This window comes from Amycolatopsis nigrescens CSC17Ta-90 (genome assembly GCF_000384315.1).
GTDB classification, from domain to species: Bacteria; Actinomycetota; Actinomycetes; order Mycobacteriales; family Pseudonocardiaceae; genus Amycolatopsis; species Amycolatopsis nigrescens.
On sequence record NZ_ARVW01000001.1, the window covers coordinates 4,948,174 to 4,960,625 of the forward strand.

11 protein-coding genes are annotated in these 12,452 nt (G+C 69.8%); 7 read left to right on the plus strand and 4 right to left on the minus strand.

The genetic code is table 11. The features are described 5' to 3' along the window. Nucleotides 1-33 precede the first annotated feature (33 nt). The 3 genes from AMYNI_RS0123555 (at nucleotide 34) to secA (ending at nucleotide 4,939) form a co-directional block, all read left to right on the plus strand. Entirely contained in the window at nucleotides 34-699 is a 666-nt protein-coding gene (locus tag AMYNI_RS0123555) for a ComF family protein (RefSeq protein ID WP_020670518.1), read from the plus strand. Nucleotides 700-1,240: 541 nt separating this feature from the next. Beyond that, the gene (hpf, locus tag AMYNI_RS0123560) at nucleotides 1,241-1,942 is read left to right on the plus strand and encodes a ribosome hibernation-promoting factor, HPF/YfiA family (RefSeq protein WP_020670519.1); all 702 of its coding nucleotides are present in this window, start codon (nucleotides 1,241-1,243) and stop codon (nucleotides 1,940-1,942) included. 198 nt (nucleotides 1,943-2,140) lie between these two features. Next, nucleotides 2,141-4,939: a preprotein translocase subunit SecA gene (gene secA, locus AMYNI_RS0123565; RefSeq protein ID WP_020670520.1), complete on the plus strand. Its 2,799-nt coding sequence runs from the start codon at nucleotides 2,141-2,143 to the stop codon at nucleotides 4,937-4,939. An 85-nt stretch (nucleotides 4,940-5,024) separates the two neighbouring features. On the opposite strand, the gene AMYNI_RS45225 is transcribed toward secA, so the two are convergent. Then, nucleotides 5,025-5,501, minus strand: coding sequence for an Rv3235 family protein (locus AMYNI_RS45225; protein WP_020670521.1), 477 nt, complete (start codon nucleotides 5,499-5,501; stop codon nucleotides 5,025-5,027). A gap of 113 nt (nucleotides 5,502-5,614) precedes the next feature. Here AMYNI_RS45225 and AMYNI_RS0123575 point away from each other — a divergent pair, with 113 nt between their 5' ends. Continuing rightward, nucleotides 5,615-6,046 carry an HAD family hydrolase gene (locus AMYNI_RS0123575; protein WP_020670522.1) on the plus strand — a complete coding sequence of 144 codons (432 nt, stop codon included), beginning with the start codon at nucleotides 5,615-5,617 and terminating at the stop codon, nucleotides 6,044-6,046. Here the strand turns inward: AMYNI_RS0123575 and AMYNI_RS0123580 are convergent. Beyond that, on the minus strand, nucleotides 6,015-6,785 hold the full coding sequence (locus AMYNI_RS0123580) for a TrmH family RNA methyltransferase (protein ID WP_020670523.1): 771 nt from the start codon (nucleotides 6,783-6,785) through the stop codon (nucleotides 6,015-6,017). The two genes, AMYNI_RS0123575 and AMYNI_RS0123580, sit on opposite strands and share 32 nt — an antisense overlap. Before the next feature lie 35 nt (nucleotides 6,786-6,820). Here AMYNI_RS0123580 and AMYNI_RS0123585 point away from each other — a divergent pair, with 35 nt between their 5' ends. From AMYNI_RS0123585 to pruA, 3 genes are read left to right on the plus strand one after another with little or no spacing between them, the layout of a single operon-like run. Further along, a complete protein-coding gene (locus AMYNI_RS0123585; RefSeq protein ID WP_020670524.1) occupies nucleotides 6,821-8,227 on the plus strand; it encodes a WS/DGAT/MGAT family O-acyltransferase in 1,407 nt (468 codons plus the stop codon). Further along, entirely contained in the window at nucleotides 8,224-8,721 is a 498-nt protein-coding gene (locus AMYNI_RS0123590; protein ID WP_026360841.1) for a DUF6912 family protein, read from the plus strand. Before AMYNI_RS0123585 ends, AMYNI_RS0123590 begins: the two co-directional genes overlap by 4 nt. A 23-nt stretch (nucleotides 8,722-8,744) precedes the next feature. Then, entirely contained in the window at nucleotides 8,745-10,373 is a 1,629-nt protein-coding gene (gene pruA / locus AMYNI_RS0123595; RefSeq protein ID WP_020670526.1) for an L-glutamate gamma-semialdehyde dehydrogenase, read from the plus strand. Nucleotides 10,374-10,428: 55 nt separating this feature from the next. Here the strand turns inward: pruA and AMYNI_RS45230 are convergent, their stop codons facing one another. Continuing rightward, on the minus strand, nucleotides 10,429-11,316 hold the full coding sequence (locus AMYNI_RS45230; RefSeq protein ID WP_020670527.1) for an SCO4651 family lipoprotein: 888 nt from the start codon (nucleotides 11,314-11,316) through the stop codon (nucleotides 10,429-10,431). A 106-nt stretch (nucleotides 11,317-11,422) separates the two neighbouring features. Next, nucleotides 11,423-12,448, minus strand: a complete 1,026-nt coding sequence (rsgA, locus tag AMYNI_RS0123605; RefSeq protein WP_020670528.1) for a ribosome small subunit-dependent GTPase A — start codon at nucleotides 12,446-12,448, stop codon at nucleotides 11,423-11,425. Nucleotides 12,449-12,452: the final 4 nt, after the last annotated feature.

A 12,452-nucleotide genomic window follows, 5' to 3' on the forward strand; every position in this document is an offset into this window, starting at 1 on the left:
GAAACCGTCGGTGCCGGTCCGCATGCTGGCCGGATGCCGAACCTGCTGCGCGGGACACTGGACCTGCTGCTGCCGTCGAACTGCGCGGGCTGCGGGGCGCCCGGCGCGGCCTGCTGCCCGGACTGCCTGGCGGCCTTCCGGCTGCCGCGCCCGGTGTCGCGCGGGCCGACCGCCGGTGTCGTCCCGGTCTACGCGCTGGCGGCCTACCGCGGTGTCGCACGGCGGCTGGTGCTGGCCTACAAGGAGCGCGGCAGGCGCGATCTCGCCGGTCCGCTCGGGGCCGCGCTGGCCGGGGTGCTGCCCAACCTGTCGGAGGTCGAGCCTTCCGGCCAGTGGTGGCTGGTGCCAGTGCCGTCCCGGCGCACCGCCGCGCGGAAACGAGGCGGTCAGCATCTGACCGTGTTGGCACACCGGTGCGCGGCGGCACTGGCCGCTGCCGGCCGCACGGCCGCGGTCGCGCCCGCCCTGCGGCTGCGCTCCGGTGCCAGGGACGCGGTCGGGCTCACGCCGGAGCAGCGGGCGGCGAACCTGGCAGGGCGGCTGCTGCCGGCCCGGCGCGGGCTGCCGCCGCCGGGGTCGGCCGTGGTGCTGCTCGACGACGTGGTCACCACCGGGGCGACCATCGCAGCCGGGACGGCGGCACTGGCCGCGGCCGGGTACCGGGTGTCCGCCGCGCTGACGCTGACCGCCGCCGGCTGAGCGCGGTCACCTACACGGGTGGCCTTGGCTCGGGAACGTGCGGACCGGGGTAGCCGTTGTCGGGATATGCGGCTCGTCATGTCAGACGGAGAAAACGCACGAACGCCGCCCGGTGCCACCGGGGTGGCGGAGACAGCGGGCCGCATGATCACGCTCGGCCGTCCTCGGGCGTTGTCGAGCGGCTGTCAAGGTGAAAACAGGCCGGAAATCCTGCTCCGAACGGGTAAGGCCGAAGGTCGTGAAGCGGGTCTACCGCTGCGTACGGTGACCACCTCTCACTTGTTGACATCCCCCGCCTCGGGGGCTGTTGTGATCGGCATTACCCGGCTAACGTGCTCCGCTATCAGCCAATGCCGGCCGGCAGGGAGGTGATCAGCCTTATGACCCTGGCGCCGGAGGAGCGCTGATTGCTCGGCGGTCCGTTATGAGACGTCTTGACACCGCCGAAAACCATCACCGCCCACCTTCGGGCATTACCCCGATTTCACCGGCGCCGCAGTGCACCAAGAGCTCGCAGTTATCTCAGCGAGGGAGGTCGTGTATGGACATCGTGGTTAAAGGTCGCAACGTGGAGGTGCCTGAGCATTATCGGGCGCATGTCAGCGAAAAGCTGGCACGACTGGAGCGCTACGACAAGAAGGTCATCCGTTACGACGTGGAGCTCTTCCACGAGCCCAACAGGCGGCAGTCCAAGAACTGCCAGCGCGTCGAGATCACTGGTAAGGGCAAAGGCCCGGCTGTACGAGCGGAAGCATGCGCGGGCGACTTCTACGCCGCGCTCGACGCTGCGGTGAACAAAATGGAGAACCGGCTGCGCAAGATGCACGACCGGCGGCGGGTGCACTACGGGCGTCGGTGCCCGGAGTCGGTGGCCGAAGCCACCTCGGCACCCGCGATCGGGGGCGGATCGGCCCCAATGGACAACGGCATGCGCCCGGCGACGGCGGGTACCGCGGTACTGGAGGCACCCGCGCCGCCCGAGGTCGAGCCGATGAACGGCATCGCGCCCGAAGAAATCGAGCTGCCACAGCAGCGCTGGGACGATGGTGTGGTCGAGCACCAGCCCGGCCGCATCGTCCGCGAGAAACAACACGCCGCGGACCCCATGACCGTCGACCAGGCTCTCTACGAGATGGAGCTGGTCGGCCACGATTTCTATCTCTTCAATGACTCCGACGCCGGCAGGCCGAGCGTCGTCTACCGCAGGAAGGGCTTCGACTACGGCGTGATCAGGCTGGGCTGACCCCTGATCCAGACCCCCGGCGGCCCGTATGCACTCGCATACGGGCCGCCGTTTCGTCCGTGCCAGGACGGTGCGTGCGTGAACCTGCTGCTCTTCCCTACGATGGGGGGCAGCGCGCGACCGGTCTGCCTGGTTGCGTGGAACAGACTGCCCGGGGCCGGCTCGGGTGCGACGAATTGAGCTAGTGAGGTCGACCGGATGGTGCTGAACCGCCTGCTCCGCGCGGGCGAGGGCAAGATGATCAAGCGTCTGCGTCATATCGCGGACCACATCAACACCCTCGAAGACGACGTCAAGGACCTCTCGGACGCCGAGCTGCGGGCCAAGACAGCGGAGTTCAAGCAGCGGTACGCCGACGGTGAGTCGCTGGACGACCTGCTGCCCGAAGCGTTCTCCGTGGCAAGGGAGGCCGCCTGGCGGGTGCTCGGCCAGCGGCCGTTCGACGTCCAGCTGATGGGCGGTGCCGCGCTGCACCTCGGCCAGGTCGCCGAGATGAAGACCGGTGAAGGCAAGACGCTGACCAGTGTGCTGCCCGCCTACCTGAATGCCATTTCCGGCAAGGGCGTGCACATCGTCACGGTCAACGACTACCTGGCCAAACGTGACGCCGAGTGGATGGGCCGGATCCACCGCTTCCTCGGCCTCGAGGTCGGCGTGATCCTCTCCGACCAGTCGCCGGAGGTGCGCCGTCAGCAGTACGCCGCCGACATCACGCACGGCACGAACAACGAGTTCGGCTTCGACTACCTGCGCGACAACATGGCCTGGAGCCGGGCCGACTGCGTGCAGCGCGGGCACAATTTCGCGGTGGTCGACGAGGTGGACTCGATTCTGATCGACGAGGCCCGTACGCCGTTGATCATTTCCGGGCCGGCGGACAACTCGTCCCGCTGGTACGTCGAGTTCGCCCGGATGTCGCCGCTGATGAAGCCGGACGTCCATTACGACGTGGATATTCGCAAGCGCACCGTCGGTGTGTCCGAAAAGGGCGTTGCCTTCATCGAGGATCAGCTCGGCATCGAAAACCTCTACGAGGCGGCGAACACCCCGCTGGTCGGTTACCTGCAGAACGCGCTGAAGGCCAAGGAGCTCTACAAGAAGGACAAGGACTACATCGTCCGAAACGGCGAGGTCCTGATCGTCGACGAGTTCACCGGCCGGATCCTGCACGGCCGCCGGTACAACGAGGGCATGCACCAGGCGATCGAGGCCAAGGAAGGCGTCGAGATCAAGGCCGAGAACCAGACGCTGGCCACGATCACCCTGCAGAACTACTTCCGGCTCTACGACAAGCTCTCCGGGATGACCGGTACCGCCGAGACCGAGGCGGCCGAGTTCCACCAGACCTACAAGCTCGGTGTGGTGCCGATCCCGACGAACCGGCCGATGGTCCGCGCCGACCAGTCGGACCTGATCTACAAGACCGAGCAGGCCAAGTTCGAGGCGGTCGCCGAGGACATCGCGGAGCGGAACAAGAAGGGCCAGCCGGTGCTGGTCGGCACCACCAGCGTGGAGAAGTCCGAGCACCTGTCGAAGCTGCTGCTCAAGCTCGGCGTGCCGCACGAGGTGCTGAACGCCAAGCACCACGACCGGGAGGCGCTGATCGTGGCCCGGGCCGGCCGCAAGGGCGCGGTCACGGTGGCCACCAACATGGCCGGCCGTGGTACGGACGTGGTGCTCGGCGGTAACCCGGACCTGATCACGGACGCGGAGCTCCGCGACCGCGGCCTCGACCCGGTGGAGAACGAAGAGGAGTACCAGGCCGCCTGGGACAAGACGATCGAAGAGGTCAAGGCCGCCAGCAAGGCGGAGGCCGAGGAAGTCGTCGAAGCCGGCGGGCTGTATGTGCTCGGCACCGAGCGGCACGAGTCCCGCCGGATCGACAACCAGCTCCGCGGCCGGTCCGGCCGTCAGGGCGACCCTGGCGAGTCGCGGTTCTACCTCTCCCTCGGTGACGAGCTGATGCGCCGGTTCAACGCGGCCATGGTCGAGCGCGTGATGACCACCATGCGGCTGCCGGACGACATGCCGATCGAGCACAAGATCGTCTCCAGGGCGATCAAGAGCGCGCAGACGCAGGTCGAGCAGCAGAACATGGAGATCCGCAAGAACGTCCTCAAGTACGACGAGGTGATGAACGAGCAGCGCAAGGTGATCTACGCCGAGCGGCTGCGCGTGCTGGACGGCGAGGATCTGCGCGAGCAGGTGGAGCACATGCTCCGCGACGTGGTCGAGGCCTACGTCACCGGCGCCACCTCCGAGGGCTACGCCGAGGACTGGGACCACACCAAGCTGTGGACCGCGCTGAAGTCGCTGTACCCGGTCGGGGTCAGCTGGGAGGACCTGGTCGAGGAAGAGGAGGACCTGGACGCCGAGCGGCTGCACGACGCGCTCACCGACGACATCCTCGCCGCCTACCAGCGGCGTGAGGCGGAGTTCGGCGAGGCCGTCATGCGCGACCTCGAACGTCAGGTGCTGCTCTCCGTACTGGACCGCAAATGGCGTGAGCACCTCTACGAGATGGACTACCTCAAGGAGGGCATCGGCCTGCGGGCGTACGCCCAGCGCGACCCGCTGATCGAGTACCAGCGCGAGGGCTTCGACATGTTCAGCGCCATGCTCGATTCGCTGAAGGAGGAGACCGTCGGTTTCCTGTTCAACCTCCAGGTCGAGGTGGCCGAGCCCGAGCCGGCCCCGGAGCAGGCCATCGAGATCCCGGTGGACACCGGCCGGCACGCCAGGCCGACCCCGCCGCAGCCCGCCGCGCCCAAGGAGGACGCGGTGCCCTCCGCGCTGCGGGGCAAGGGTCTCGGCGGCAGCCAGCCGCAGCTGACCTTCTCCGGCCCGGCCGAGGGTGGTGGCGTCGAGTCGCATCGCGACAACGACGGTGACGAGGCCGATGGCGGTGGCGCCGCCGGCACCACGCGCCGGGAGCGTCGCGCCGCGGCCAGGGAGCAGGCCAAGAAGGGCAAGAGCAAGAAGGGCGCCCGCCGCTAAACCCCCGCTCGAACGAGCCCAATGTGACGTTCGGTGTCTTCTATTGGCCGAACGTCACGTTGGGCCGTTTCGTTTCCGGCCGGGTTCAGCGGGGGCGGCCCTGGGTGAGCAGTGCGAACGAGGTGCAGCGCCAGCGGTCCTCGGAGCGTTCCAGCCTGGCTGCGACGGCCATCGTGCGGCGGCCGGCGCGTACGGTGCCGCAGGCCTCGATGGCGGCCGGCGCGGGGCGGCTGGCGCGGACCGAGCCGAGCAGGTAGCGCTCGCCGGTGGTCTTCGGTTCGGCCAGCAGCCGCTGGTAGAGCCGCGGGTCCACCAGGTTCCGCAGCTGCGCGGGCGGCCTGCTGCCTTCGCGGACTTCGAGGATGGCGTTCAGCAGCTGCCGCAGGAACCGCTGTTCCGGCCCGGGACCGGGCGGCTCGGCCGTGCGCCCGGTGCGGCGGCGGGGCGTGCCGAGCGACAGGTCGAGCTCGAGCTGGCCTCGGGCGGCCGCCGGCGGGCCGGGGACCGGCCTGTTCGGTTCGTAGGGTGTGAGCGAGCGCAGGCTGGTTTCGATGGTCCGCACGTGAGTCCCCCGGATTCGCGTCGCCGGGCCACCTTGACCCGTGCCGATCTCTAGAGGCTCGGGCCGCCCGAATCCGGTCGAACACCGCCTGACCTGGTGAAATTCGGGTTTCGATGTATCTGCGGCGGGTGCCGGCCGGACCCGCTAGCCTCGGGGTCGTGCTGAAGGCGCTGGTGCTGGACTACGCCGGGGTGCTCACCGATCCGGACGCGGCCGAGCTGTTCGACGCCGTGCTGGAGTTGCGGGACCGCGGCGTTCCCACGGCGCTGCTTTCCAACGCGGCGGGCGGTTCCGGTGAGGTCAAACGCAGGTTTTCGCGGTACTTCGACGCGGTGGTCTTCTCCGGCGAGGTCGGGGTGGCCAAACCGGATCCGCGGATCTACCTGCTGACCGCGGGTCTGCTCGGGGTGCCCGCGGACAGCTGCGTGTTCGTGGACGACTCCGCGGTCAACGTGGCGGGTGCGGTGGCGGCCGGCATGACCGGGGTGCGGCACAGTTCGGTCACCGGGACGCTCAGCGAGCTGAGGGTGCTGCTGCCCGCCTGACCAGCTCGAAGGACAGCACGGCCGCCGCGGCCGAAACGTTCAGCGACTCCACCTCGCCCGGCATCGGGATGGACAGCCAGCCGGTGACCTTGGCGGCGACCTCTTCGCTGACGCCCTCGGTCTCGCCGCCCAGCACGAACGCGGCCCGCTTCGGCAGCTCCACGTCGAACAACGAGCGGTTCGACGACGCGCCCAGCGCGTACAGCCGGTAGCCCGCCGACACCAGCTGCCCGGCCGCCTCGGCGGCGCTCGCGCAGCGCAGCACCGGCGCGCGGAAGGCCACTCCGGCCGACGCCTTGACCACCATCGGGTCCAGCGCGGCCACCCCGCGCCGGGGCACCACCACGCCACCGAGCCCGGCCGCGGTGGCGGTGCGCAGGATCATGCCCACGTTGGCCGGGGTGGTGATCCCGTCCAGCAGCAGCACCCGTGCTGGCGGGCGCCCGGCCAGCGCGTCGGCCAGCGGGCGCATCCTCGGCGCCACCACGTCCGCGAGCACGCCCTGGTCCTGTTTGCCGTTGCCGGCCAGCACTTTCACCCGGTGTGCACTGGCCCGCTGCACCCTGACCCCGGCCGACCTGGCCGCCCGCTCGATCTCGGCCGCGTGCTGCCCGCGCACGTGATCGGCCAGGATCACCTTGTCGACCTCCAGCGCCGGGTCGCCCAGCGCCTCCAGCACCGGCTTGCGCCCGTACACGGTGAGGAACCGGTCCTTGGGGGAGATCTCGGGGTTGTGCACTCCGCCATTACAACAGGGTGTGTCAGGATCACGTTATGCCCGACCGCCTTTCCGCGCTGGACGCGTCGTTCCTGTACTTGGAAGACTCGGCGACGCCGATGCACGTCGGCGGGGTGGCCGTGTTCGAACGTCCGCGGGACGGCTTCGACTACGAGCAGCTGCTCGCACTGGTCGGCCAGCGGCTCGGCTACCTGCCCCGGTACCGGCAGCGGGTGGTCTCGGTGCCGGGCCATCTGGCGCGCCCGGTGTGGGTGGACGACGTGGACTTCGACCTGAGCTATCACGTCCGCCGTTCCGCGCTGCCCGATCCCGGCAGCGACGAGCAGCTGTTCGACCTGGTGGCCAGGCTGATGTCGCGGCGACTGGACCCGGACCGCCCGCTCTGGGAGGCGTACTTCGTCGAAGGGCTCGCCGAAGGCAGGGTCGCGCTGATCACCAAGACCCATCAGTCCGTTGTGGACGGTGCGGGCACGATCGAGCTCGGGCAGCTGATCCTGGACGGCTCGCCGCAGGAGCGGGAGCCGGTGCAGGACACCTGGACCCCGCGCCGGCGGCCGAGCAGGACCCAGCTGCTGCTGGACGCGGTCAGCGAGACCGTGCAGCGTCCCGGCGAGCTGGTGGAGAACGTGCGCTCGGCGGCGGCGGACGCGGCCGCCACCGCGGAGAAGGTGGCCGGCGCGGTGGGCGGGGTCGCTTCGGCGCTGCGCACGGTGGTGCGGCCGGCCCCGGCGGGCCCGCTCAACGTCCGGGTCTCCGGCGGCAGGGTGTTCGCGGTGGTGCGTACCAGGCTGGCGGACTACCGCAAGGTGCGGGCCGATCACGGCGGCACGGTGAACGACGTGGTGCTGGCCGCGATCACCGGCGCGCTGCGCGAGTGGCTGCTCTCCCGCGGCTCCAGCCTCAACCCCGGCAGCACCGTCCGGGCGCTGGTCCCGATGGCGGTGCGTGACGCGGACACCGCCGAGTACGACGGCGCCGGGCTGGTCGGCAACCAGGTCGCCGCCTACCTGGTGGATCTGCCGGTGGGTGAGGGCAACCCGGTGCTGCGGCTGCAGCACATCGGGCACGCGATGGCCGAGCACCTCGACTCCGGCCGGTCGGTGGCCGCTCGCGCGCTGCTGCGGGTCGGCGGGTTCGCCCCGGCCACCCTGCACTCGCTCGGCGCCAGGGCGGCGGGCTCGTTCTCCGGCCGGATCTTCAACCTGGTGATCACCAACTCGCCGGGGCCGCAGGAGCCGCTGTACGCCGGGCCCGCGAAGATGACCGAGATGTTCCCGGTCATCCCGCTGGTCCGCAACCAGGCGCTGGCGATCGGGGTAACGTCGTACCACGGCGGTGTCTACTTCGGACTCAACGGCGACCGCAAGGCCGTGTCCGATGTGGACGTGCTGGCCGGGATGATCGAAGAGTCGCTCGAAGAACTGAAGGGGGCGCACTGGTGAGGGTTTATCTGCCTGCCACTATCGGCATGCTCAAGGAACTGGTGTCCAATGGCAAGTTCGCTCCGCTGGGCGGCACCGGGTTCGCGCTGACCCCCGCGCTGCGGGAGTCCTACACCAGCGGTTCCACCGAGGAGCTGGAGTACGCCGCGCTGCTGGACGCGGCCAGGGCGTCGCTGCGGCTGATCGCGGCGGACGAGGAGACCGAGCTGCCGCCGCGGCGGGTGGTGATCGCCGCGGACGTGGAGACCGCCACCGCGCGGCCCGACCTCGACCCCGCGGTGGTCCGGCTGGCCGGCCCGGTGCTGCTGGAGGAGGTCGCCGCGGTGCACGTGGACACCGAGGAGGCCGAGGACGCGGTCCGCGCCGCGGCGGCGGTGATCGATGCGGCCGACCTCGGGGACGAGGACGCCGAGTTCGCGCTCGGTGACGCCGAAGACCACGAGCTGGCCTGGTACGCGCCGCAGGAGCTGCCTTTCTTGCTCGAGCTGCTCTAGCTCGTTGCTGTCATCATGAGGGCATGGATGCGCTGACTTCGGTACCTGATCCGGTCAACGAGCCGGTACGCACCTACGCCCCCGGCAGCCCCGAGCGGGAGTCGCTACAGCGACGACTCGCCGAGCTGGCCGCGGAGTCCGCCGAGCTGACCCAGACCATCGACGGCAGCAGGCGGCTCGGCGGCGGTGAGCCCTTCGACGTGGTCCAGCCGCACGACCACGCGAAGGTGCTCGGGACCTGCGCGCAGGCGACCAACGAGGACGTGGCGGACGCGGTGGCAGCGGCGAAACGGGCCGCCCGCGACTGGAGCGAGCTGCCCTTCGACGAGCGGGCCGCGGTCTTCCTGCGGGCCGCCGACCTGATCGCCGGGCCCTACCGCGACACGCTGAACGCGGCCACCATGCTCGGCCAGTCGAAGTCCGTGCAGCAGGCGGAGATCGACGCGGCCTGCGAGCTGATCGACTTCCTGCGCTTCAACGCGCACTACGGCCAGCGGATACTGGCCGAGCAGCCGAGGTCCGCGCCGGGCGTCTGGAACCGGCTGGAGTACCGCCCGCTGGACGGGTTCGTGGTGGCCATCACCCCGTTCAACTTCACCGCGATCGCCGGCAACCTGCCGACCGCGCCCGCCCTGCTCGGCAACACCGTGGTCTGGAAACCGACGCCGACCCAGCAGCTCGCCGCGCACTACACGATGCGGGCGCTGGAAGAGGCCGGGCTGCCGCCAGGGGTGATCAACATGGTCACTGGGGACGGCCGTGCGGTGAGCGAGGTCGCGCTGGCCGACCGCGGGTTCGCCGGGCTGCACTTCACCGGGTCGACCGCGACCTTCAAGCTGCTCTGGCGGCGGATCGCGGAGAACCTGGACAGCTACGCGAGCTACCCGCGGATCGTCGGTGAGACCGGCGGCAAGGACTTCGTGGTGGCGCATTCCAGTGCCAGGGCGGACAAGCTCGTGCCGGCACTGGTCCGCGGCGCCTTCGAGTACCAGGGCCAGAAGTGCTCCGCCGCGTCCAGGGCGTACATCCCGCGCTCGCTGTGGGACGGCGGCGTGCGCGAGCAGCTTGCCGACCTGACCAGGACGGTGAAATACGGCGACATCAGCGACCTGTCGCTCTTCGGCGGCGCGGTGATCGACGCCCGCGCCTTCGCCAAGCACCAGCGCTTGCTGTCCAGTGTGGACGGTGACGGTGCGCTGGAAGTGCTGGTGGGCGGCCACTGCGACGACCAGGTCGGCTACTTCGTGGAGCCGACCGTGCTGGTCTCTGACGATCCGGGGCACGAGGTGTTCTCGACCGAGTACTTCGGCCCGATCCTCGCCGTGCACGTCTACCCGGACGGCGAGTACGAGCGGATTCTGGAGCTGGTCGACTCGGCGTCGCCGTATGCGCTGACCGGCGCGGTCTTCGCGGACGACCGGACCGCGATCGGGCAGGCGCATCGCGCGCTGCGGTACACCGCGGGCAACTTCTACGTCAACGACAAGCCGACCGGCTCGATCGTGGGCCAGCAGCCGTTCGGTGGCTCCAGGGCGTCGGGCACCAACGACAAGGCGGGCTCGATGTTCAACCTGCAGCGCTGGGCGAGCCCGCGCTCGATCAAGGAGACCTTCGACGCGCCGACGGATATCACCTACCCGCATATGCGCTGATCAGACGTCGTGAGTGGAAAGTGTTGTCCCGACAACACTTTCCACTCACGAGGGCTTAGCGAGTGGGCTGGGTCGGCGGCATTCCCGGGATCTCCGGCATCTTCAGGTCCTGGACCTGGTCGGCCGGGGGAGCCTGCACGTCGACCGGGGCGCCCCAGTCGGTGTACTTCATGGTGGACTTGGCCTCCGCCTGACCGGCGGGCGCGCCCATCGCCGCCGCCATCGGGCCGGAGTCGACGACGATCTGCACCGGCAGCTGGTCGGCGTTGAGCCAGAGCTGCATCGGCATGGTCAGCTGCTTGCCCTTGAGCTCGGTCTCCAGCTTGCCCTTGAGCGCGTCGGTGAGTTCCTTGGGCATGCTCTCCAGGGAGAGCTGCATCGCCTTGGCGACGTCCACGTCCACGTTGTAGAGGGTCGCGGGCTGGCCGTCGAGCTGGGTGGGCTCGGTCTTGGTGATCGTGCCCGCCTTGTCGATCTGGTCCAGTACCTTGGTCGGGTCGCTCTGCTTGGCGGCCTGGTCCAGCACGGTGCCGAGCAGCTTCGACAGCGGGTCGGCACCGTCGGTGGACAGCTTCGTCCACTCCTTGCCGCCTTCGGACATCTCCGGGCTCTTGATGAAGAAGGCGCGGTCGACCAGCCGGATCTCCATCTTCTCGCCGTTGTTGTCCATGTTCATGGACATCGCCACGTTCCCCGGATCGAAGCGGAGCTGGCCGGTCGCGGTCATGCTCTGCCCGGCGCCACCGGCCTCCATGCTGAACTTCGCCGTCTTGCTCTCGGCCGTCTTGGTGGAAGCCGCGCGGACGAGGTCCGGTGCGCTGTTGAACGGCCGGTCGCCGTTCGCGGGCGCCGGTTCGGCCTGGCCGCCGGTCTGCCCGCCGCCGCACGCGGTCACCGTCATGATCAGTGCGAGTCCGGCCCCAGCCAGGGTCGCCTTCCGCATTGGGATTCCCCTCTTCAAGTGATTCATATCAGCCTCGACATCGCGCCCCGGGTATCCGGAGTTACCTGAATGGACGAATTCGCTACCCGATCGGTTGCAATGATCGCTAGGTTTGTTGTCCTAATCCCGGGGTTTCCAAGCCGGCCTTGGAAGCCAGCAGGCGGCGCAGTGAGACCAGCCTGCCTTCGGAGGCCGTGCCGTCCTCGACGGTGCTGTCGAGCATGCAGCCGGGGTCGTCCGGCGGCCCGAGGTGACCGCAGCCGGATGGGCATTCCTCCGCCATCTCGCCGAACTCCTCGAAGGACCGCACGATGTCGTCCGGGGTGACGTGCGCCAGGCCGAACGAGCGCACCCCCGGCGTGTCCACCACCCAGCCGCCGTCCGGCAGCGGCAGCGCGATCGCGGTGACCGACGTGTGCCTGCCCTTGCCCACCGAGCTCACCACCCCGGTGGCCAGCGCGGCATCGGGCACCAGCCGGTTGACCAAAGTGGACTTGCCGACGCCGGAGTGCCCGACCAGTGCGGAAACCCGGCCCTTGAGCCGCTCGGCCAGCTCGGCGGAATCCTCGTCGTACCTGGTGACGATGGCGGGCACGGCCAGTTCCGCGTACTTCGCCAGCAGCTCGTCCGGGCTGGCCAGATCGGCCTTGGTCAGGCAGAGCACCGGCTCCAGGCCGCCGGCGTAGCAGGCGACCAGGCAGCGGTCGATGAACCCGGTCCGCGGCGGCGGATCGGCCAGCGCGGTGACGATGAGCAGCTGCTCGGCGTTGGCGACCACGATCCGCTCGTACGGATCGGTGTCGTCGGCGGTTCGGCGCAGCACACTGGCGCGCTCGTCCACCCGGACGATCCTGGCCAGCGTGTCCGGGCGGCCGCTGACGTCGCCGACGATGCCGACCGTGTCACCGACCACGATCGGGGTGCGGCCCAGCTCGCGGGCGCGCATCGCGGTGACCACCCGGCTCGGGTCGTGCTCCAGCGCGCAGGTCCAGCGGCCGCGGTCGACCACGGTGACCAGCGCGGTCGAGGCGTCGGCGTGCTCGGGGCGGCGCTTGCTGCGCGGACGGGTGCCACGGCCAGGGCGCACCCGGACGTCGCTCTCGTCCAGCTTGCGCCAGTCCCTGCCGGCCAAACCG